The organism is Rhabdobacter roseus, from assembly GCF_014202275.1.
In the GTDB taxonomy this organism is placed as follows: Bacteria; Bacteroidota; Bacteroidia; order Cytophagales; family Spirosomataceae; genus Rhabdobacter; species Rhabdobacter roseus.
The window spans coordinates 27,977-50,562 of sequence record NZ_JACHGF010000015.1; the positions used below are offsets into that span (position 1 = coordinate 27,977).

Here is a 22,586-nt window from a genome sequence, read left to right on the forward strand (position 1 = left end):
AGGTACCTTGGAGGGGTACCTGAAGCGTTTGGCAGAAAGTACCCTAAGTACCTTCTGTCAAACGCTTGTTTATTTTGTCGGCGGCTTGCTTAAGGGCCTGCACCAGTTGTTTTTTCCTAGGGGCCGGGCAGCGGATCTCGGGCAGGAAAATACCCAGCGCCGCAATCACTTTTTCGTTTTTCCGGATCGGTACCGCAAAGCCCACGATGTGCTTCACGGAGTAGGTGATCACGAGCTCATCCTGCACAATTTTCTGGAGTTCCTTCTCCAGTCCTTCCGGGCTGGTGGCTTCCTTCCACACCTCGGGGGTAGGTAGGCCGTTGCTCATCAAAAAACTGTCCCTTTCTTTCTTGGAAAGATACGCCAGCAACAGGCGCCCCGTGGCGGTTTCGTACACGTTCCGTTCGGTGCGGCTGCGTACCTGCAGGTCCTGGTCGCTGTTGACCAAGTGCAAAATGTAGCGCTTCTGGTTGCGCAGGGTACCTAGCAGCGACGTTTCGTTGAGCAAGGTAGTCAAATCCTCCATCACATCCTTGGCCGCCATGATCAGGTTTTGGTTGTACGAGAGGTTGTTGGTGAGGTTGAAAGCCATCGGCCCCAGGCGGTAGCCTTTTTTGCGGCCCAGATGCTCCACAAAATTCTTGCTCACCAGCGTTTTCAAGATGTTGGCGCAGGTAGCCTGATTCAGCTCCAGGCTCTCCGAAATTTCGGTCAGGGTAAAGGCTCTTTCCTGGTCCTGAGCCAAGTACTCCAGAATATCGATCGCCTTTATAATAACAAGTACCATGCAGTAGGTGTCAGATCTTTAAAAAATGGCAGGATTTGTCTCTGCTGAATTGATTTTCTTAGCCCAAACTTTTTGCTTCCATTGCGTCCGGAACTACCCTTCAAATATACGCTTTTTACCATTCACTTCGAGAAATACTCTCAGCATGTTAAATTATCGACCCATCCAGCCGCCATCTACCGTGATAATGCTTCCGTGTACGTAGCTAGAGGCCTCCGACGCCAGAAAGACCGTGATTCCTTTAAAATCCTCCGGGGTACCCCAGCGGTTAGCGGGTATGCGTGAGAGGATAGAGGTACTTCGCACGGGGTCGTTGCGCAGGGCCTCGGTGTTGTCGGTACTGATGTAGCCTGGCGCAATGGCGTTGACATTCACGCCCTGGCTGGCCCATTCGTTGGCCAGGGCTTTTACCAAACTACCTATGGCCCCCTTGCTGGCCGCGTAGCCCGGCACCGTGACTCCGCCCTGAAAAGTGAGTAATGAAGCCGTAAAGATGATTTTTCCGGCACCCCGGGCTACCATTTCCTTGCCGATTTCCCGGCTCAGCACAAACTGCGCGTTCAGGTTGGTTTCGATCACCGTGTCCCAATACTCATCGGGGTGCTCCTCGGCCGGTTTGCGCAGGATCGTCCCGGCGTTGTTCACCAGGATGTCGATGACGGGCTGGTCGCGCTTCACCTGCTCGATGAAGGCGTATAGCGAGCTCCGATTACTGAAGTCACACTGGTAGGCGCTGAAGGTACGTCCTAAGGCTTTGATCTCCCGGGCTACCTGGCTGTCTTCCAGCTCCAGCGAAGCCGAAACGCCCACAATGTCCGCGCCAGCCTCAGCCAGTGCCAGCGCCATCGCTTTGCCAATTCCCCGTTTGCAGCCGGTCACCAGGGCGGTTTTTCCGGTAAGATTAAATGCGTGTAAAATACTCATAGTTTAGCAATGATAAATTAGACTTAAATTAATACGAGCAATAGTAAAATAAAAAGCAATAATTTCCAAATTAGCCATCGAAAATAGAAAATAGTATTATTTGAAGATGAAGATTCTTCAATAGCTACTTCCTAAAATATTTATTAGCAATAAAGTAATACTGTACAATAGACAATTATAATTTTTTATGAAAAATATTGTATAAAAATTTGGTATCAAAGTGCTTATACTATATTATTGTAATGTGAAATTATAATTCAATAATAATAAATTTAACCCTTAATAAACATGAACTATACATTTATTAAGAAAGCCCGATTCGCGTGGTTTGCCGTGCTGCTGGGCGTCGGATGGCTAATGGGGGGTGAAGCTAGGGCGCAGCAGACCGTGACCGGCAAGGTGGTGGACGACACCGGACAAGCGCTACCGGGAGTAAACGTAGTGGAGAAAGGTACTACCACGGGTACCACCACCAACGCCGAGGGTGATTTTACGATCCAAGTTGGTTCGGCCAACGCCGTACTGACGTTTTCCTTTGTAGGTTACACGCCCAAGGAAGAGCCGGTAGGCAATCGGCAGCGTATTGACATCACCCTGGCTCCGGACAATCGGCAGCTTTCCGAAGTGGTGGTGGTGGGTTACGGTACCCAGCAGAAGCGCGATGTGACGGGGGCGGTGGCTTCGGTCAGTTCCCGGGATATTGAGCGTATCCCTGTTTCGGGCCTGGATAGAGCCTTACAAGGCCAGGTACCTGGCTTACAGATTTCGTCTACTTCGGGTGCTCCCGGCGGAAACACGAACATCCTTATACGCGGGATCGGATCGGTGTCGGGAGGCGTTGAACCCCTGTTTATTGTGGATGGCTTTCCGATCAACAATTCGGGCGTAGGAAACCCGTTGAACACCATTAACCCGGGCGACATTGAATCCATCGAAGTACTTAAAGATGCTTCCGCCACGGCCATTTACGGATCGCGGGGCTCCAACGGAGTGATCATGATTACGACCAAGCGCGGAAAATCCGGGCAGTCAAGAATTACGCTGGACGCCTACGCGGGCATCCAGCAAGTTTCGAAGCGACTTGACCTCATGAATGCCCGGCAGTTTGCCGAGTATGTCATCGACGGCCGGAACAACGGATGGTTGGATAACGGTGGGCCAAACGCCAGCATCAATGACCCCAATAGTGTACGGGGGGCGTCGTTTCGAATTCCACCCGCCTGGCAGGATCTGGACAATCTGCCTCCTTACGACACCGACTGGCAAGATGTAATCTTTCGGACGGCCCCCATCCAAAACTACCAACTTACGGCTACGGGCGGGAATGAGAAACTACGCTACGCACTATCGGGGGGGTACTTCAACCAGCAGGGAATTCTTATTAGCTCGGGATTTGAACGGTACTCGGCCCGGCTCAACCTGGACGGGCAACTTACCAAGAAGCTCAAAGTAAGTATGAACCTGGCTCCGACCTACACGGCTACGGACAACGTACCTTCCAGCGGGCACTACGGCAATCCGGACATGAACATCATCAACGCTTCCTGGACCATGCCTCCCATGATCCCGTTGTACAACCCCGATGGCTCCTACGGAAATACGTTTGATTTGGGAGGGGATCACGTGACGGTTCAAAATCCCTTGAAAATTGCCAACGAAAGGCAGGATTTTGATTCCCAATTCCGAATGATCGGAAATGCCTTTGGCGAGTACGAACTACTGACGGGGCTGAAATTAAAAGTGAGCGTCGGGGCAGATTTCAACTACTTTAAATCGAACATTTTCAACCCTTCAACCCTTTCAGCTACCTTGCCCACTGCGCCGGCTTTTGCCAGTGCGCGTATTACCGAGGATATTAATTGGCTGAATGAGAATACCCTAAGTTACCAAAAAACAATGGGTGACCATTTTCTGGATGCCGTGGCCGGTTTTACCGTGCAAAAATCATCTACCGTGGCTCATCAGACGAACGCCACCAACTTTCCGGATGACCTGGTAGAGAACATCAACGGTGGGCAGATCACGGGAGGTAGCTACGCGATCGGGGAGTGGAGCCTGTTGTCGTACCTGGCTCGGGTCAATTATTCTTTCAAAGACAAGTACCTCGTTACCGGTACCATTCGAACTGACGGCTCCTCGCGTTTTGGTTCGGCGAATCGCTGGGGTGTTTTTCCGTCGTTCTCGTTGGGTTGGCGCTTGTCAGAAGAGGATTTTGTCAAAAATCTGCGCCTGTTTGATGACTTAAAAATTCGGGCCAGCTACGGCTTGTCGGGCAACAATGCCATCGGCAACTACCGCTCGGTAGGCTTACTATCTGCAACCAACTACGTACTGGGCAACCAGCAGGTACCTGGTCTCTCCCAAAGTACCTTTACCAACGACAACCTGGGCTGGGAAACCAGCAAACAGTACGACATTGGTTTGGACTTTGCGCTCTTTAATAACCGCTTACAGTTCACCGGGGATTACTACAACCGTCGAAATACGGATATGCTCTTGAATGTTGCCATTCCGGCCGTCACTGGATATACGAGCGCCTGGGTAAACCTGGGGGAGCTGGAAAACAGAGGAGTGGAACTAGCCCTGACCGGGAATGTGATTGCTGCCCGGGATTTTCGCTGGACGAGTAGCTTCAACATTACCTTCAATAAAAATAAAGTACTTAGCCTGGGTGAAAGCGATGAGATTTTTTCCAATGCTGGTGGTAGAGGTAACGTAAGTATTTCGCGCGTAGGCCATCCCATTGGTAGTTTTTACGGCCACGTGTACGAAGGGATATTTATGAGCCAGGCGGAGATTGACGCCCACGCCACTCAAAATGGCGCTAAGCTAGGGGATATTAAATACCGGGACGTCGATGGAAATGGGATTATCAATGACATAGACCGCGACTTAATTGGTAACCCCCAGCCTAAATTCTTTTACGGTTTTAACAATACATTTAGCTACAAGAATTGGTCGCTGGACGTACTTTTGAACGGTACTCAGGGTAACGACGTATTTTGGGCCGGGGCGGTGTTTGCGTATGGCTTCCATGGCGTGCAAAATAGCCTGGCAAGTATTCATGAGAACCGCTACCGTTCGCCGGAGCAACCAGGAAACGGCCAGATGCCCCGGGCCATCCGTGGTGGACTTAACAACAACCTGCGGTATAGTTCCTTCTTCAATTTCGACGGTTCGTTCTTAAGAGTACGGAACGTTACGCTCAACTACACCCTACCACAATCGGTGGCCGAAAAGCTAGGGCTAACCGCCGGGCGTATCTACGGAACGGGCAGTAACCTCTTCACTTTTACAAAGTACCCCGGCTACGATCCCGAACTGAGTAATTCGGGCGATAATGTCCTGGGCGCCGGAGTCGACTACGCGGGCTATCCCGTGGCGCGTACCATCACTATAGGTGTAAGTCTTACTTTCTGAAATTGCTACGATCATGAAAATCAAAACCATATTTTGTACGATACTGAGTCTTTTTACGCTGAGCAGTTGTCAGGAAGATTTCCTGGGGCTGGCTCCCCAGACGGAGCGAAACACCCAGAATTTTTATAGAACGGCCGCTGACTTTAACAATGCCGTTGTAGGTAACTATGCCGCACTGAAGCTTTCGGGCGTGTACGGTTCAGGCTTAATTTGGGTTGGCGAAATTTCTACGGACAATACCATGTATGGCATCACGCGGCAGTCGGGCAATGTGGATAATTTCCAGTTTATCGACCATACCTACACGACGCTCAATAGCATTATTTACGGGGTGTGGCGTGACCACTACATCGGCATTAGTCGCGCCAACGCCATTCTGACCCGCATCGAAAATGCCGACATTCCGGCGGCCCAAAAGGCCCAATATACGGGCGAAGCCCAGTTTCTGAGGGCGCTGTTCTACTTTGATCTGGTTCGATTGTTCGGGGCGGTACCCCTGGTGGTGCAGGAAATTACCAATCCTTACGGAGCCAGCAATCTTACCCGAACGCCCGTAGAGGAGGTGTACCAACTGATCCTTTCCGATCTTCAGGGAGCTGAACAAAACTTACCGGCACAGTACCCGGCCACCAACGTAGGCCGGGCTACGAGGGGAGCGGCCAAGGCTTTACTGGGGAAAGTATATTTAACCCGGAAAGAATGGACCAGTGCGGCCAATAAACTCAAAGAGGTGATTGACCTGAATCAATACCGACTCCTGCCAGAATATGCCAGTGCTTTTAGTTTTGCTAGTCCTACCAACGATGAAACCCTGTTTAATGTACAATACCGCTCCGGCAACACCGGGCAGGGAAGTAGTTTTTGGGCTAGCTTCACCCCCTGGAGCGTAGGATCGCTCATTCTTGGACCCAACGGCGGAACGGGTGGCGGGCTGAACATGCCCACCCGTGATATGGTCAATGCCTACGAAACAGGGGATAAGCGCTTGGCTTTTTCCATTCAACAGTCGTACACCTCCGCTTCCGGGGCCATCGTACAGGAGCCCTTCGTAACCAAGTACAAGCAGATGGGGGCCCTGCCAAATGATTCAGATGTAGACTTTCCGGTACTTCGCTATGCGGATGTACTCCTGATGTACGCCGAAGCACTTAACGAAATCAGCTTCAGTCCCGAGGCCGTCACCAGGCTGAACCAGGTCCGGGCTCGGGCAGGCTTAGAGCCAACCACCGCCAATAGCCAGGCCGCTTTTCGGTTAGCCATTGAACAGGAGCGGCGCGTAGAGCTGGCTTTTGAAAACCACCGCTGGTTTGATCTCATTCGGACGGACCGGTACTTACCCGTGATGCGCGCCAAAGGCTACAACGTGCAGGATCATCACGTACTGTACCTGATTCCGCAACTAGAAATTGACCTGAATGCGTCGCTTCAGCAAAACCCAGGCTACTGATTTTATCCAATGATTCCTGATGTCATGCCACTAAAAAATACAAGCCTCTTCTCTGCTTTGTTGCTGGTCTTTATGTTTACCAGCGCCTTTTACGGCCTGGCTTCACCGAAAAAACAGCTTTTTTCGGTGAAGGACTACGGGGCGAAGGGCGACGGCACCAGCCTGGACACGAAGGCCATTCAGGCCACCATCGATGCGGCGGCAGGGCAGGGAGGAGGTACGGTGGTTTTGCCACCGGGAAAGTATTTATCCGGCACGATTATCCTCAAAGATCATATCCTGCTTCGCATTGAAGCAGGAGCGGTACTTTTAGGAAGTACCGATATGAAAGATTATCCGGAGAACATCGTCATGATCGACATGGTGCCGGGTACCACGTTTTCCGCCCCACTGGTGTACGCGGAGCGCGCCCGCTACGTAGGAATTGAGGGAAAGGGAATGATCGACGGGCAAGGTACCCGCTTGAACTTCCCACCCCTCCCGGCGGCAAACTACCGACCCGGCTTGATCCGCTTTAATTATTGCCAGTTTGTAACGATGGAGGATATTCATCTGACCCGCCCCGCCCGCTGGACGGTGCACCTGAGAGATTCCGAAGACATCACCATACGAAATATCTCCATTCAAAGCCGATCCAATCGTAATAACGACGGTATTGATATTGACGGATGCCAACGAGTGAAAATTACGGGCTGCACCATAGACACCGAAGACGACGCCATTGTGCTGAAGTCCTACCGGGCCCATACCGTCAGGGACATAGTCGTAGCCAATTGCATTTTGACCAGCTGGTGCTACGCCTTCAAAATAGGTACCGAAACGTTGGGTAACGTCGAGAATGTGAGCGTATCCAATTGTGTCATTTATGAGTCTCACGGCATTGCGCTTCAATCCATGGATGGGGCCCAGGTTCGGAATGTGACTATCTCCAATATCACCATGAACGATTGCTTTGCGGTATTAGAACTAAGGCTGGGGGGGCGGATGCGGGTTTACGCCTCGGAGGAAAACGATGTATTGCCGACCGTTCCGGGGAAAATGGAAAACATCATCATTACAAACATTCAGGCCGATAACGTAGCCCAGAGCTTCGACTACATTTGTGGTATTCCGGGCTATCCGGTAGAAAAAGTAGTGCTCGATAACATCCGCATCCGCTACAAAGGGGGTGGAAAAAAAGAGGATGCCTACGCAGCCATCGACGATAAAATTAAAGATTATCCCAAGTGGACGTTGTTCGGAACGCTGCCTTCCTATGGCTTTTTTATAAGGCACGCCCAGGATATTTCCATCAGCAACCTGCATCTGTCGGTACAGGAGCCCGACTACCGCCCGGCGCTTCACTGTGAAAAAGTAACCGGACTCTCCGTGGCCTCTTCGTCCTTCATGGGCCACCTGCAAGGCGCTCCCGTGATCCGCCTGATCAATACCCAAGAAGCAACGATTCGTCACAGCACGAGCTCCGGGCCGGTCGCAACCTTTATTGGGATTGAGGGAGCCGCCTCCGCCGATACCTATTTGGACAGCAACTACCCCGCCAAGGCCAAACAGTATTACCAAGTAGAAAAAGAGGTACTTCAACCTAAGGTTAGGTGACTCATTAGCTGACTTTAAAATATAATTTGCTTAGCGTATGAAGCTTTTACAACGGTCCGGCTTGCTGCTTTTACTACTGATTTCCCAGGCTACCTGGGCGCAGGTATCGGTGCGTTTGGCTGAGCCTTCTATTTCTAAGCCGGGTGCCAAAGGCAACGGAACGGTGAGCTTCAATACCTCTCAGATTCTCATGGATAATCATACCGTCAACCGGCAGTACTTGGCTCCAGAAGGCGGGTTAGAGGTAAAAAACGCCAATGCTACGGGTACCACCGGGCTGATTCAGGTATTTCCCTGGACCAGTACCGTTAGGCTTAAGGAGGCGGGGTTTCTGGTAGGCTTTGGCCAAACGAATTACCGCTCAGGGCAGGATTTTCGACTCCTGCTGTATGAATTGCACGGCACCACTGACCTGAAAGTGGTCCGTACGGTGGCTTCCTTTCCTGTTACTATTCCTCCGGAAGCGGTTCAAAAAGGAAAGTACCTTTCCTTTCTTTTTAAAGAATCTCTGCCTCTGGAAAAAGGAAAACAGTACGCCCTGCACCTTTATCCAACGCAAGCGAAGGATCAAGCAATTATTTTTCAACTGGCAGAAACTGCCTACCTGGGATTCAGTAGCCTGGCCGTCAGTCAGCCCCTTACTTTGATTTCCAACGCAAACCGAAGGCCTGATCTAAACATCTTCTTGGTAGCCGAGTAATCGTTGCTTCGCGCCCCGGTTCCATTTTTTTAAAACGCCCAACGCATCAGTAGAATGCCCAACCGAAGACATTTTCTTTTTCAGATGGCTGGTAGCGGACTAACCCTCTCGCTACTTTCCTCCTGGCATTTTCCGGAAGGTGATCGTCCTATTACCTCGCCCGACTACCTGCCTTTACGGATTTCCGGAGATACCCTACCCGTACCCACCGGCCGGCGGGTACCCTTTGGCTGGGGGTACTTTACGCTGCCGACGGGGGAGGAGGGCCTGGTACTTAAAGTGGGGAAGGAGGGCGCAACGGTCGCAGGTACCCCGCGCCTGCGGCTCATGGTAGCGCTCGATACCCGCGACGAACGGGAGGTGGAAGTGACGCTGGCCACCTCGGGCAAGAAAATAGGGGTACTTTCTATTTGGTACGCCAGCGCTTTGCAAGTATTTGAATGTGCATTGAAGACAAGTTTGGCTGAGCTGCAAAAGCAAGGTGTACGCCTGCGCCTGGTGCAGGGGCAGGAGCCGATTTATTTCATCGAAAGTACCCCGCAAACGGGCTCGCACCTGTGGGTGGGGCAGGGTACGTTGGGAGCGTCGGTGAAGGGTTCGCCTTCGGAAGCCTTCCAAAGTACCTTTTGTTCGCTGCGCTCGCTGCATCCTTTTGGCTGGATGGGCGGCTGTACGCTGGACGGTTTGCTGGCGTTGAGCCGGTCGGGGCGTTTTCCGGCGGCTACGGCGGCGCTGGACGCGCAGCTGAAGCTTTTTGTACCCGATGGCGAAAATCTTATTTACGAAAACCCGAATACGCAGCCTTCCGACAACCAGTTCAATAACGTCGAAGCCGGACTGCCTTTTGTAGTCATTGCCGAAAAGTACCCCCAGCATCCGTCTATCCGGCTGTTTACGGATTTTTGTAAAAACCGAATCGAGAACGGAAAGGTCAAGGGCGAGTCGCTTACCACCGAGGGATGCTATACGTTGGCCTATCCGCTGGCGGTGGTAGCCCGAGCCACGGGGCAGCCGACTTTGTATGAATACGCTTTGATTGAGCTGCAAGAGCGCATCAAGTACCTCACCGACGCCGAAGCCGTGTACCAGCGGGCGTCTAAAGACGGAAGTACCCGGGGTTTCCGAAACTGGGGAAGAGGCTACGTCTGGTTTTTGCTCGGGTTGGTCCGGACGGCCACGGTCATTCGGGAAGACAAGGCTTTTGCGCAGGATGCCCGCCTGAAAAAAATACAGGAAGCCTACGTCTACTACGCGCAATTGGCGCTCCGGCACCAGCAGCCCGACCACAGCTGGCGAGGGTACCTCGACCGCCCCGAAACCCCGTACGACGCCTCCGCTACGGCGGGCCTGGGTGCGGCGCTGCTGTACGGAAAGCGCGCGGGCTGGCTGCCCGATTTCCCCGAAAAGCGCCTGACCGACATCCGTTCACGCCTGGAAAAAAGCCTCACGCCCGACGGCTTCCTGACGGGTAGTTGCCAGATCAACCGCGGGGGTGAAGCCCTGCAGCAGAGCCACTACCGGGTTATTTCTCAGTACGTGATGGGCCTCATGGCGCATCTTTACACCGCTACCGCATGAAAAAGTACCTTTCTTACTTGCTTTGGTTTTGCTTCCTGTCCGGTATGGGCGGAGGGCTGTCGGCGCAGGTACTTGACGTGCCCTTTGCTTTTCCGGTTTGGCAGGTACCTGCCTTTCCCGCCCGTACTTTCGACATTCGTGCCTACGGAGCCCAGCCAGAAGTACCTGCAACCGAGGCCATCCGGCAGGCCATTGAGGCGTGTCACCGGGCGGGCGGCGGGAAGGTACTGGTGCCCAAAGGTACCTGGCTCACCGGGCCGGTCCACCTGAAAAGCCACGTGAACCTGCACCTGGAGCAAGGCGCGGAGCTGCGCTTCAGCCAACGCTTTGCCGACTACCTACCCGTGGTGCTGATCCAGCGCGGAGGGTACTTTTGCTACAACTATTCGCCGATGATCTATGCTAAAGATTGCGAGAACATCGCCGTTACGGGCGCAGGTACTTTGAATGGACAAGGACAGGCGTGGTGGCCCTGGAAAAAGCGGCAACCGGGTATGGAAGCGCTTTTCCGCATGGGCAAAAGCGGGGTACCCGTCGAGCAGCGCGTGTTTGGTACCGAGGCGGCGGGCGTTCGGCCTCCTTTTGTGCAGTTTTTGGAATGCAAAAATGTACTGCTGGAAGGCGTCACGCTGCTCGATGGCCCGTCCTGGAATGTGCATCCGGTTTTTTGTGAAAACCTGATTATTCGAAACATCAAAATCACGGCCCACGGCCCCAACAACGACGGCATCGACCCCGACGGCTGCAAAAATGTACTCATCGAAGATTGCCTTATCGACGTGGGAGACGACAACATTTGCCTCAAGTCGGGCCGCGACGAAGAAGCCTGGCGGCTGGGACGGCCCTGCGAAAACGTGGTGGTGCGGCGCTGCAGTACCCTGGCCGGGCACGGCGGCTTCGTGATCGGCAGCGAAATGTCGGCGGGCGTCCGAAATGTGCTGGTAGAAGACTGCCACTTCGCCGGTACCGACCGCGGACTGCGGTTCAAGTCGCGGGTAGGTAGGGGCGGCGTGGTGGAGAACGTCTGGGTGCGAAACATCAGCATGGACACCATCCAGCACGAGGCCGTGGTCTTCGATCTGCTCTACGACAGCGAGCCCATCGAGCGGTCCATTCAGTACAGCGAACAGGCGGCAGACCTGGCCCACGCGCCGGTTTTTCGGAACATTCATATCGAAAACATTCGGTGCCAAAGCGCCCAGACCGTCGTCAGCCTGCGGGGACTTCCGGGCGGCAGGAACCTTACCGATTTAACGTTTAAGTACCTTACGATCAAGGCTGCGACAGGCGTTGTCGCTTCCCAGGCCAGCAAGATTTCCTTTGCGCAAAGTACCATCGAGCCACTGACGGGGCCGGTGTTTAGACTGCAAGATTGCCAGGAGGTACAGTTTAAAGAAAAGGTATCAAAGCTCGAAAATTTCCTTAGTCTGGGAGGTACTTCTACGGGGGGTATTGTGGTGCAGCACCAGGGGCCGCGCCCCGCCGTGGTGCTGGATCAGGAGTTGGTCAAAAAGCAGGTAGTTACATTTATTTCTCTTGAATAAAATACGGATTACGATGCGTACGCTTTACCTACTTATTGGTTTCCTAACTACCCTACAAGTACCTGTTTGGGCTCAATCGGCGGCAAAAAGTCCGTTCACGCTGGTGGGTACTGCCCAGCAGGCCGTGGTGGTACTTCCGGCCACCGAGCCCGCGTGCGTGCGCCTGGCGGTGCAGGGCCTGGTGAGCGACGTGGCCAAAATCACGGGCAAGACGCTACGCGTGGTGCCGGATGAGAAAAACCTGTCGGGCCAGCCGACGCTGACGGTAGGTACCTGGGGGCGGTCGGATGCGGTACTTCAAAAACACGGAAAAGAAACGGCCGCCCTGCGCGGCCAGTGGGAGGCCTACCAGGTACGTTCGTCGGATAAAAATCTACTGATCGCGGGCAGCGACGAGCGGGCCACGATGTTTGGGATTTATCATTTCCTGGAAAAGTACCTAGGCGTGGACCCGCTGTACTTTTGGTCGGACCGCGCGCCGGAACCACGCCAGATACTTCAGTGGGACGACGTCGCCATTTCCCAAAGTACCCCCAGCTTCCGGTACCGGGGTTGGTTCATCAACGACGAAGACTTGCTCACCGAATGGTACGAAAGCGGTGGCGTGCGCCGCCTCGACTACCCCTACTACGGACAGGTGGTGAATCCGGCCATCATGAAGCAGGTGGTAGAAGCCCTGGTGCGGCTGCGCATGAACCTGATCATCCCGGCCAGCTTCATCGACATCCGTAATCCGGCGGAGGCCGCTCTGGTGCAGGAGGCTGCCCGGCGCGGGGTATTCCTGTCGATGCACCATGTGGAGCCCATGGGTGTGAGCGCCTTTACGTTTTTTAACTATTGGCAGGAAAAAACCGGTGAAAAGCCGCTCTTCTCCTTTTACAGCAGCCGCCAGAAGCTGGAGGAAGTATGGCGTGTCTACGCGCAGGAGTGGGCCAAGTACCCCAACGTGATTTGGCAGATTGGCCTGCGCGGCATTGCCGACCGCCCCATGTGGATGGCTGATCCGGGCATATCGCAGTCGGATGCCGACCGGGGGAAGCTCATCTCGGAAGCCATGCGGGTACAGCGGGCCATGATCCAGGAAGTAGACCAGCGCCCCAACCCACCCATTACTACCACGCTTTGGGCCGAAGGCTCCACCCTCAACCAGGCGGGGTACCTAGACATACCTAAAAATGTCACCGTCGTTTTTTCAGACAATTCGCCCGGCTGGAAGTGGCAAAAGGATTTCCACGAAACGCCCCGCCGTCCTGAGCACACCTACGGCGTGTACTACCACCACCAGCTGTGGGGCGCGGGGCCGCACCTGGCGCAGGGCATTCCGCCGCAGCATACCTACGCCGTTTTTCGCCAGGCGCACCAGAAGCAAAGTACCCACTACGCCATCCTGAACGTCTCCAACGTGCGGGAGTTTCAGCTGGGGCTGGCAGCTTCCGGGGAGATGCTCTATGACTTTGAAAAGTTTGAACCAGGTACCTTTACCCAAACCTGGATGCAGGAGCGCTACGGCTCACAGACGGCTGCTGCCCGGCAGGCCTACCAAACGTACTTTGCGGGCTTCGTGCTGCACGACCGCCAGCAGGTTCCCATGCTCCTCGACGGCCAGACGCGCAGCTTTGCCCTGGGTTTATTGAAGAAAATCGACCTCCAACTCACCGATCCCGTGAAGTACCAGGAAGCGGAAACCAAAGCCCGGCAAGCCACGACCGAAAGTACCTGGGGCCAAACCTCCCTGGGCGACGCGCACCCCAAACCCGCTAATGACCAGGAGCTGCTCGAAAAGGTACTTCGCCAGCATCAGGGACACACGCAAGCCTTGCGGCAGGCCGAGGCGCTGCTGCCCAAGCTGGAGGCTAAGCAGCAGGCGTTTCTAAAAACCAATCTGATTTCGCAAATACAGATCATGCTCGGGCTGGAAGAATGGCTCGTGGCGATCCTGAGGGCCAAAAAGGGACTGGACGAAGGCCACAAAGCGCAAGCCCAAAAGTACCTCAAAGAAGCCACCGACGCCTTTACCCGGATGAAAACCGGCCAGGCGCTCAACGTAACGGACGGGAAGTGGCAGCACTGGTACCGGGGTGAGAAAAAAATGAACCTGAAAAATGCCGAGCAACTCACCCAAAGTACCTACCAACTCATTAGTCAACAGTAACAAAATGTATCCTTAATGAAGAAAAACATGCGTACAAAAATAGGATTGAAAAGTACCCTTTGGGGGATACTTGGTCTGGTGGGTACTTCCGCCTTGGCCCAACTACCCGCTGCGCCCGAAGGCCTCCGGGAACTGGGCTCCGTCAAGCCTCGTAGCACGAAAGAAATCAAAGCGTCGAGCTGGTCCATTGGCGGCGAAACCATGGACCGCGACTACACCGACTACCAGTCGTACAAACACTACCTGGAGCCGCTGGGTGCGAAGCGAATCCGGTTGCAGGGCGGCTGGGCCAAGTGTGAGAAGGTGAAAGCGGAGGGCCGCCCCGACCAGTACGACTTTGCCTGGCTAGACGCCGTGATTCCCGATGCCTACGCACGGGGTGTAGCGCCCTGGGTGGAGCTTTCGTACGGTAATCCAATCTACGAAGGCGGCGGCGAGCCTAAGCTGGCGGGACGTATTCCCACCTCGCCCGAAGCCCTTACGGCCTGGGACAATTGGGTGCGCGCCATGGTGGAGCGTTACCAGGGTCAGGTGACCGAATGGGAAATCTGGAACGAGCCGGATCTTAATCCCAAGAATACGGGCCAGGAGTTTGCGGATTTTTACATCCGTACGGCCAAAATCATTCGCTCGGTGCAGCCCAAAGCGCGGTTGCTGGCCTTAGGAATAGCGGGTGTACCTCGTTTAGAATTCCTGGAGCCTTTCCTGGAGCGGCTCAAAGAACAAAATGCGCTGGATTTCATCGATGTCCTGACCTACCACGGCTACGCGCCCAACCCGGATACGTCTTACCCCAAAATTGAGGAAATGCGCCAGTTTGTTTGGAAGTACAATCCCAAAGTTGAATTCATGCAGGGCGAGAACGGCGCTCCCTCCACGCCCAGCGCGGTCACGATCGGGGCGCTGCGTCAATTCGACTGGTCGGAGCTGAGCCAGGCCAAGTGGGACCTGCGCCGGATGCTCGGCGACCACGGACGTGGCATTGCTACGAACTTATTCACGATCAGTGATATTCACTACGCCGCCGGTGATCACATGGTGGGCGTCAATACCAAGGGAATCCTGAAAACCAACCCGGATAAAACCATCGAGCGGCCCAAATTGGCCTACAAAGCCGCGCAGCACGTATTCACGATCTTCGATGCTGACCTGGAAGCGCAGCTGGATCAGGTACCTACCACCAACCAGGAGAAGCAGTCGGCCTTTGCCTACAAGCACAAGAAATCCGGACAGACGGCCGTCACGCTCTGGAACCACGAAGCGCGCCCCGCCGAAACCTTCACGCCCCAACCTACCCAGGTGACGGTGCAGGGGTCGTTTAAAAAGCCCGTCTACGTGGATCTTATTTCGGGGAAAGTCTACGAAGTACCCAAAGCCAATTGGAAGAAATCCGGCAACAGCTACACCTTTACCAACATTCCCGTAGCCGACTACCCCGTGCTGCTGGCCGATGAGTCTTTGGTTTATCTTACTCAAAAATAAATTTTCGCATGAACTACCTACCTACCCCCGGCTACCAACGTATCAAACAAACGTCCCTGAACTTTGTCAACGCCATGAAGATGGGCGATAAGCCGGGCATTTACCAAAAAGAAGCGGGTGAAGGAGAAAGCTTTTACGGCTCCTACCACGCGGCACACGTGCTGGATTTATTTGGCGAACTAAGTACCTACCCGCAAACCTACCGCGAGGAGTGGGCCGAGCAATTCCGGCAGCGCCAGACCGAGCAGGGGTACTTTTCCAAGCACGTCTCCGACCAGAAGCGCATCCGGACCATCGAGGAGCTCGAGCCCGTCTGGCACTACACCCGCGGCAATATCTGGGCGCTGCGGGTACTGGGCTGTAAGCCGGAGCGCGAGCTGGCCTTTGTGGAGCCGCTGCTCGACGCCCGCAAATTGTACCAATGGGTGAAACACTACGACTGGAGCAATGCGTGGGCTGCCGGAAACCAGGTACTGGCGGCGGCGACGGTACTTTTTGCCCTGCGCGACTGGTACGGTGTCTCGGAGGTAGATAAGGTACTTGAGGAAGGCATGTACCCCGCGCTGGAAGAACTGATGGACGAAAAAACGGGCTTCTGGGGTACCCAGTACGGCGCCGATCTGCCCAATGGCCTCTTTGGTACCATCCACATTACGCCCATCTACTTTGCGCAGGGCTGGGAGCTGCGCGGTCTGGAGCGCAACGTGGACTCGACGCTGGCCTGCCAGCTACCCGACGGCTCCTTTTGGCCCGGCGGCTCCGACTGCCCCGACTTCGACGGTGCCTACATGATGGCCAACCTGGCCGCCCTGACCGACTACCGCCGCGACGACCTGGTGGCCGCCAGCCGCCGATACCTGGAGCACGCCCTGATGCACGAAGATCCCACCGGCAATGGTTGGCTCCTCCACCGCCGCGACAGCGTACCCGCCGACTGGGTACCCCGTCCGCACTGGATCTGGCAGGAAGGTGCTACCACCGCCATTGCCGAGCTCCGCGACGAAGATCCCAACCGCACGCACATCATGCTGGGCTCGTGGTTTTACCCGCTCTCCATCGCCCTGATCAGCCATTTTCTGGGCGATACGGGCTATGAAGGGCCGTATCATTTCAATTCCCACTCGTTGCACGTCTGTAACGTCTTCAACGAAGCCGTGTAAGGTACCTGCGTTAATTTTTGGAAAATGGAAAATCGAAGAACATTTCTCAAGGCCCTGACGGTACTTCCGCTGACGGCTTCGCTTCCCAAAGAACAGCTCCCGCGGGCTAACCCTGCCGGAGGTACTTCGCTGAAAGTCATTGGGCAGGTACGCTTGAAAAAGCCGACCGAAATCAAGCAATCGCCGTTCGGGATTGGCTGCGAAACGCTGGACCGTGCCCTCTGGGACCCCAAGGAAGTGTACCCCTGGATGGATAACCTGCCGGTGAAATGGGCCCGGCTGCAAACCGGCTGGACGCGCGTCGAAAGCCAGAAAGGTACCTACGACTGGCAGTGGCTGGACGAAAGCGTCGACGGGCTGATCGAGCGGGGTTTTCAGCCGTTTTTTAACGTGGGCTACGGCAACACCCACTACACCGAAGGCGACATGGGCTACCACCCGCTGGTGAGCGAGGAGGCCATGCAGGCCTGGAAAAAATTTGTGGTAGCCCTGGCAACCCGCTACCGGGGCAAAATCAAGTACTTCGAAATCTGGAACGAACCCAACCTGGGAGGCTTCTGGAAACCGGGTAAAATCGACCCGAAGAAGTACGTGCAGCTGGTTCGCGAAACGGCCCCGCTCATCCGCCAGCATTGCCCGGACGCCGTGATCGTCGGTGGGGTAGTTTCGCGCCTGCCTTTCACGTTTATCAAAGCGCTTTTTGAGGAAGGCCTGGGTAAAGAAATTGACATTTTTTCCTTCCATCCCTACACCACCATCCCCGAAAGCTATACCGAGCGCATCGTGGCCCTGCGGCGACTGGTGCATCAGTACAACCCCGCGATCCAGATCTGGCAGGGGGAAAACGGCTTTGCTTCCGAGCCTAACTCTACCGGCTTTCCGGGCGAAGGCCCCTGGACCGAAAACATCCAGGCCAAGATCATGCTGCGTCGCCTGCTGATCGACTGCTCCCTGGATCTACCCATGACACTCTGGTTCCTGATCGTGGACCTGCACGACTACCCCAAAGGCTCCGGCAAGGTCAACTACAAGGGGATTCTACGCACCAAGCCCGAAATAGCGCCCAAGGTAGCTTTCAAGGCGTTGCAAAATCTGGGTAGCCTGGTGCACGGCGAGGTACGTACCACCAATACCCTGGTACATGCGTTGGAAGGTACCCAGCCGGTGGGTGAGGCACAGTATAACGAGTTGGGGAACGGACTCAAGCCAAGCCTGACCAATGTGCAAACGACCACCCTCTCCACCGCCAGCGGCCCGGTACTGGCGTACTGGTCAACGGAAAAGGCTGCCGACGCGCCTCTGAACCGGCGGGTACATCTCTTCCTGTGGGACTGGGAGGGAAGCGGTTTTCGGGAGCCGGTGCTGGTTGATCCGCTGACGGGAAGCATCCTTGAACTGCCCGATCACGAGCGCTTCTACGACAACGACAAGTACCGCATCAGCCAGGAGGCGCAGCTATTTCGGCAGGTACCCCTGCAAGATTATCCCTTGCTGATCATGGAGAAAAGCCAGGTACTTTGAGAGTAGGGGTACGTATGACCCCATTGAAAAAATGAATATTCCAACATCAGACGCCCTGAGCGCTGAATGAACTTGAAACGATGAAAAATTGGATCAGCGTACTTATTGCCAGCCTATGCCTAACGGCAGGTATCTTGGCTCAGCCCGCCAGCGGCGTCTGGGATGTATTTGCCACGGGTGCCAAAGGCGACGGAAAAACGATGGACACCAAAGCCATCCAGTCAGCTGTTGACCAGTGCCATCAGGCGGGAGGCGGCAAGGTGTACCTGCACAACGGCACGTTTTTGTCGGGTACTATTTACCTGAAAAGCAACGTGACGCTCTACGTAGAAGCGGGCGCTACGCTGCTGGGAAGCGGAAATGCCGACCACTACCCCAACACGGCCTCTACCTACCCCACCTACGACGGCGACTATACCAGTAAAGCGCTTATCTACGCCGAGGATGCAAAGAACGTTACCATCGACGGCCGCGGTACTATTAACGGAAATGGGCAGGTCATTGACAACCGAAAGCTTACGGATGCGTATCAGTACCCTTCCTTCCAGTACCGGCCCCGGATCATTCATTTGAGAGGGTGCGAAAATGTTCATATCAAAAACATTACGCTCACCAATTCGGCGTCCTGGGTACAAACCTACCAGCAATGCAAAAACATGGTGATCGACGGCATCACGGTGGACAGTCGGGAGAACAAGGACGTAGAGCAAACCAATCGAGAACATGCGGTAAAGCATCGCAATACGGATGGGCTGGATATTGTGGATTGTGAGCTGGTTCGGATTTCCAATTGCTACATCAACTCCGGCGACGACGGTATTTGCCTCAAAAGTTTTTCACCCGATAAGGCTTGCCGGGATATTACCATTACCAACTGTGTGGTGAGCTCAGCGGCCAACGCTATAAAAATCGGAACCGAAACAGCCGGTCGTTTTGAGGACATCACCGTGCAGAATTGTGTGGTATACGATACCTGGGGAGAGGGGATTGCTATCATGACGGCCGATGGTGCCAGCATCCAGAGGGTACATATTTCCAACATCTCTTTGCGCAATATTAAGCGCCAGGCTATTTTCATCCGGTTGAGCCGGAGGAATAAAAAGTTTGGTACGCATACCACCACCAATTCACCGGTTTTAAAAGACATCACCATTCAAAATATCAAGGGGTACCGGCTGTCGCCGTTGGGCTGCTCCATCACCAGCCTGGCGGATTACCCCCTGGAAAACATCGTGTTGCGTAATCTGGATCTTGAGTTTGAAGGAGGCGTAACGGACCTGGACCCGAGCCAGGAAGTACCCGACAAACCCGACGCCTATCCGGTAGGGGGGATGTTTGGAAAGTACCTGCCCGCCTACGGCTTTTTTGTTCGGCACGTCAAAAACCTCACGCTGGATCAGGTACAGCTGCGCTTTGTGAAGGACGACCACCGACCCGCCCTGGTGTGTGACGACGTGACCGAGCTGGAAATTAGCGGTTTCAAAGCACAAAGTGCCTCCGGTGGAACTTCACTAATCCGCTTGGCCGACTGCCATCAAACTACCATCTCCGGTGTCAGGCACGCGGGAATCCCATTTCTAGCGCTATCGGGGGCGCAGGCCGGAGAGGTACTATTGCGCCATACCCGGCTCAATGAAACTGCCCAAAAGTACCTGCTGGAAAGTCCTGCGCACACAAAGCTGATCCTAGAGCAATAAGTACCAACCGAAGCCAATGACGATGTACAAGTACCTATTCCTTTTTTTTCTGATGTTGTCCGGAGTAGTCGCCAGGGCGCAACATACTACCGGCGTCTGGGACGTATACCAACTAGGCGCCAAGGGCGACGGAAAAACGATGGACACCCAAGCCATCCAGTCGGCTATAGACCAGTGCCACCAGGCCGGAGGCGGCAAGGTGTACCTGCACAACGGCACGTTTCTGTCGGGTACTATTTACCTGAAAAGCAACGTGACGCTCTACGTGGAGGCGGGCGCTACGCTGCTGGGAAGCGCCAACGTGGACGATTACCCGATCATTCCCTCCAAGTACCCCTCGTATACCGGTGAGCTGGTTACCAACAAGATGCTGATCTACGCCGAAGACGCCCGCGCCATTTCCATCCAGGGCCGAGGTACCATCGACGGCCGGGGCGACGATTTCGACGGGCCCTACCTCTCGCCGTCGTTCAGCGGGCGGCCGCGGATTATTCATTTCCGAAACTGCGAAAACGTACAGGTACGTGACGTGACGCTGTACAACTCGGGCTCGTGGGTACAGTCCTACCAATCCTGCAAAAACATGCTCATCGACGGGATTACGGTCGACAGTCGGGAAAACAAGGACATCGAAAAACCCCGTTACGCCACGGTTCGTGGCCGCAATACTGACGGCCTGGATCTGGTGGATTGCGAGCGCGTCCGGATCTCCAATTGCTTCATCAACAGCGGCGACGACGCCATTTGCCTCAAAAGTTTTTCGCCCGGGGAAGCCTGCCGGGACATTACCATTACCAATTGCATCGTGAGTTCCAACGCGTCGGGCATCAAGATAGGTACCGAGACGAGCGGCGCTTTTGAGGATATTACCATTCAAAACTGCGTCGTGTACGACACCCGCGTGGATGCCATCAGCATCATGACCGTGGATGGCGCGCGGGTGGAGCGCATCAACGTGTCGAATATTACGGTCCGGAATATCAAAGGGGCAGCTATTTTTATTCGGTTGGGCGCCCGCAACCGGCCCTACCGGAAAGACGCAAAAATCAATGCTCCGATCCTCCGAGATGTACGCGTGGACAACGTGCAAGGTACCCGGATCGGGGGCTTTGGCTGCTCCGTTACGGGCCTGCCGGGCATGAAGGTAGAAAACGTGGTACTTAGTCGGATCAATCTGGAATTTACCGGCGGAAACTTCCCACTTGATGTCGACAAAAGTACCGTAGCAAGTACCTCAGCACCGCTGACCCAGGCGGCTATTTTGCAAGAAATAAACCGCGAAGTACCCGAGAACGTCAAGGCCTACCCGCGCGGCGAAATGTTTGGTCGCTTGCCGGCCTACGGCTTCTACATCCGGCATGTCAAAAACATCACGTTAGATCAGGTACAGCTACGCTTTGCCCAAGACGATCACCGACCGGCGCTAATCTGTGACGATGTCGAAGGTCTGGAGCTAAGTGGTCTCCAAGCGCAAGGTACCTCCGCCACGCCCGCCCTGCTGCGCCTCGTAAATGTGCAGAATGCGGTGATTTCCGGCAGCCGCCCGATCTTCGAAGTGCCTCTTTTCCTGTCGGTGCAGGGAAAGGAATCGAAGGGGATTGTTTTGCAGAATAATGTTTTGAAAAACGCGAAGCAAAAGGTTGTGGCTGAGAAAGGTGCTCAGAAATCGGTTGTGGTGGAGCTATAAATGACAAGACTACTCTGCGTCATTTAAATACCTCAAATAAAAATCAACGCAGGAGTTTTTCTTCCAACAGATATTTTATATTATTGCATAATGAAATTATTATTTATCTATAATAAATTAAAATAAATAAGATGCGTGGTAGTAACCGAAGGTACTTGTCGAGAGTGAAAGCCCATCTGGGGGTTGGATTGGTGCTAGCGATTGGGTTGGTGGCCTGGCAAAAACCCGTACCGAGCTTATTTTTGATTGGCGACAGCATCTCCATCCAGTACGGGCCGTACCTGGAAAAGTACCTGGAAGGCATCGTGACCTTCAGCCGCAAACAGGACGACGGCCAGGCCGAGAAAAACCTGGACGTACCCGTGGGGGCCAACGGCGGCGACTCGCGCATGGTACTTTCTTACCTACGCACCAAGCTCAAAGACCAGGCTTTCCGGCCCGACTACTTGCTGCTCAACTGCGGCCTGCACGACATCAAGCACAACCAGCCCGAAGGGACCATTCAGGTGAGTGAAAAGGAGTACCGCGAGAACCTCACGGCCATAGCACAGCTGCTGCGCCAGCGCAACATCGAGCTCATCTGGGTGCGAACTACCCCCGTGGTGGACACCATTCATAATCCGCGCTCGAAAGCCTTCAAACGCTACGACGCTGACTTGCAGAAGTACAACCAGATCGCCGACCAGGTCATGGCGGCCCAGCAGGTAGCGAGCATCGACCTCTACCAGTTCACCCAGCAGCTGGGTATCGAGCAGTTTACGGACCATGTGCACTACAAAGAGCCCGCGCGGGCTTTGCAGGCTGCTTACCTGGCGGGGTACTTGCAAGCTCATGTGCACAAAAAAAGAGTTGTTAGTAAGTAATTGACTTTCAGGAGCTAAAAAAATAAAT

15 protein-coding genes are annotated in these 22,586 nt (G+C 54.4%); 13 read left to right on the forward strand and 2 right to left on the reverse strand.

Going from position 1 to position 22,586, the window contains the following annotated elements:
* Positions 1-43 precede the first annotated feature (43 nt).
* Positions 44-787, reverse strand: a complete 744-nt coding sequence (locus HNQ92_RS26315) for an IclR family transcriptional regulator (protein ID WP_184179126.1) — start codon at positions 785-787, stop codon at positions 44-46.
* A 153-nt stretch (positions 788-940) separates the two neighbouring features.
* Positions 941-1,705, reverse strand: a complete 765-nt coding sequence (locus HNQ92_RS26320) for an SDR family oxidoreductase (RefSeq protein ID WP_184179262.1) — start codon at positions 1,703-1,705, stop codon at positions 941-943.
* A 294-nt stretch (positions 1,706-1,999) separates the two neighbouring features.
* Here HNQ92_RS26320 and HNQ92_RS26325 point away from each other — a divergent pair, with 294 nt between their 5' ends.
* The 13 genes from HNQ92_RS26325 (at position 2,000) to HNQ92_RS26385 (ending at position 22,558) form a co-directional block, all read left to right on the forward strand.
* Complete coding sequence (locus HNQ92_RS26325; protein WP_184179128.1) at positions 2,000-5,131, forward strand: SusC/RagA family TonB-linked outer membrane protein; 3,132 nt, start codon at positions 2,000-2,002, stop codon at positions 5,129-5,131.
* Positions 5,132-5,144: 13 nt separating this feature from the next.
* Entirely contained in the window at positions 5,145-6,578 is a 1,434-nt protein-coding gene (locus tag HNQ92_RS26330) for a RagB/SusD family nutrient uptake outer membrane protein (protein WP_184179130.1), read from the forward strand.
* A 24-nt stretch (positions 6,579-6,602) separates the two neighbouring features.
* Positions 6,603-8,174 carry a glycoside hydrolase family 28 protein gene (locus HNQ92_RS26335; protein WP_184179132.1) on the forward strand — a complete coding sequence of 524 codons (1,572 nt, stop codon included), beginning with the start codon at positions 6,603-6,605 and terminating at the stop codon, positions 8,172-8,174.
* A 37-nt stretch (positions 8,175-8,211) separates the two neighbouring features.
* Entirely contained in the window at positions 8,212-8,874 is a 663-nt protein-coding gene (locus HNQ92_RS26340; protein ID WP_184179134.1) for a hypothetical protein, read from the forward strand.
* A 54-nt stretch (positions 8,875-8,928) separates the two neighbouring features.
* A complete protein-coding gene (locus tag HNQ92_RS26345) occupies positions 8,929-10,452 on the forward strand; it encodes a glycoside hydrolase family 88 protein (RefSeq protein ID WP_184179136.1) in 1,524 nt (507 codons plus the stop codon).
* Positions 10,449-11,996: a glycoside hydrolase family 28 protein gene (locus tag HNQ92_RS26350; protein ID WP_184179138.1), complete on the forward strand. Its 1,548-nt coding sequence runs from the start codon at positions 10,449-10,451 to the stop codon at positions 11,994-11,996. The genes HNQ92_RS26345 and HNQ92_RS26350 overlap by 4 nt, the downstream gene beginning before the upstream one ends.
* Before the next feature lie 13 nt (positions 11,997-12,009).
* A complete protein-coding gene (locus HNQ92_RS26355; RefSeq protein WP_184179140.1) occupies positions 12,010-14,148 on the forward strand; it encodes a glycosyl hydrolase 115 family protein in 2,139 nt (712 codons plus the stop codon).
* A 27-nt stretch (positions 14,149-14,175) separates the two neighbouring features.
* Positions 14,176-15,630, forward strand: a complete 1,455-nt coding sequence (locus tag HNQ92_RS26360; RefSeq protein WP_184179142.1) for a GH39 family glycosyl hydrolase — start codon at positions 14,176-14,178, stop codon at positions 15,628-15,630.
* A gap of 8 nt (positions 15,631-15,638) precedes the next feature.
* Positions 15,639-16,790, forward strand: coding sequence for a hypothetical protein (locus HNQ92_RS26365; RefSeq protein WP_184179144.1), 1,152 nt, complete (start codon positions 15,639-15,641; stop codon positions 16,788-16,790).
* 24 nt (positions 16,791-16,814) lie between these two features.
* On the forward strand, positions 16,815-18,311 hold the full coding sequence (locus tag HNQ92_RS26370; RefSeq protein ID WP_184179146.1) for a GH39 family glycosyl hydrolase: 1,497 nt from the start codon (positions 16,815-16,817) through the stop codon (positions 18,309-18,311).
* Between the two features lie 80 nt (positions 18,312-18,391).
* Positions 18,392-20,008, forward strand: a complete 1,617-nt coding sequence (locus HNQ92_RS26375; protein WP_184179148.1) for a glycoside hydrolase family 28 protein — start codon at positions 18,392-18,394, stop codon at positions 20,006-20,008.
* 22 nt (positions 20,009-20,030) lie between these two features.
* Positions 20,031-21,695: a glycoside hydrolase family 28 protein gene (locus HNQ92_RS26380; protein WP_184179150.1), complete on the forward strand. Its 1,665-nt coding sequence runs from the start codon at positions 20,031-20,033 to the stop codon at positions 21,693-21,695.
* A 131-nt stretch (positions 21,696-21,826) separates the two neighbouring features.
* On the forward strand, positions 21,827-22,558 hold the full coding sequence (locus tag HNQ92_RS26385) for an SGNH/GDSL hydrolase family protein (RefSeq protein ID WP_221307549.1): 732 nt from the start codon (positions 21,827-21,829) through the stop codon (positions 22,556-22,558).
* Positions 22,559-22,586 lie beyond the last annotated feature (28 nt).

What these genes read in the sequence shown, in the direction of transcription:
- HNQ92_RS26350 (WP_184179138.1), top strand. Translation starts at nt 10,449, where the DNA reads ATGAAAAAGTACCTTTCTTACTTGCTTTGGTTTTGCTTCCTGTCCGGT.
- HNQ92_RS26355 (WP_184179140.1), top strand. Translation starts at nt 12,010, where the DNA reads ATGCGTACGCTTTACCTACTTATTGGTTTCCTAACTACCCTACAAGTA.
- HNQ92_RS26335 (WP_184179132.1), top strand. Translation starts at nt 6,603, where the DNA reads ATGCCACTAAAAAATACAAGCCTCTTCTCTGCTTTGTTGCTGGTCTTT.
- HNQ92_RS26365 (WP_184179144.1), top strand. Translation starts at nt 15,639, where the DNA reads ATGAACTACCTACCTACCCCCGGCTACCAACGTATCAAACAAACGTCC.
- HNQ92_RS26345 (WP_184179136.1), top strand. Translation starts at nt 8,929, where the DNA reads ATGCCCAACCGAAGACATTTTCTTTTTCAGATGGCTGGTAGCGGACTA.
- HNQ92_RS26330 (WP_184179130.1), top strand. Translation starts at nt 5,145, where the DNA reads ATGAAAATCAAAACCATATTTTGTACGATACTGAGTCTTTTTACGCTG.
- HNQ92_RS26385 (WP_221307549.1), top strand. Translation starts at nt 21,827, where the DNA reads ATGCGTGGTAGTAACCGAAGGTACTTGTCGAGAGTGAAAGCCCATCTG.
- HNQ92_RS26325 (WP_184179128.1), top strand. Translation starts at nt 2,000, where the DNA reads ATGAACTATACATTTATTAAGAAAGCCCGATTCGCGTGGTTTGCCGTG.
- HNQ92_RS26315 (WP_184179126.1), bottom strand. Translation starts at nt 787, where the DNA reads ATGGTACTTGTTATTATAAAGGCGATCGATATTCTGGAGTACTTGGCT.
- HNQ92_RS26340 (WP_184179134.1), top strand. Translation starts at nt 8,212, where the DNA reads ATGAAGCTTTTACAACGGTCCGGCTTGCTGCTTTTACTACTGATTTCC.
- HNQ92_RS26375 (WP_184179148.1), top strand. Translation starts at nt 18,392, where the DNA reads ATGAAAAATTGGATCAGCGTACTTATTGCCAGCCTATGCCTAACGGCA.
- HNQ92_RS26360 (WP_184179142.1), top strand. Translation starts at nt 14,176, where the DNA reads ATGCGTACAAAAATAGGATTGAAAAGTACCCTTTGGGGGATACTTGGT.
- HNQ92_RS26370 (WP_184179146.1), top strand. Translation starts at nt 16,815, where the DNA reads ATGGAAAATCGAAGAACATTTCTCAAGGCCCTGACGGTACTTCCGCTG.
- HNQ92_RS26380 (WP_184179150.1), top strand. Translation starts at nt 20,031, where the DNA reads ATGTACAAGTACCTATTCCTTTTTTTTCTGATGTTGTCCGGAGTAGTC.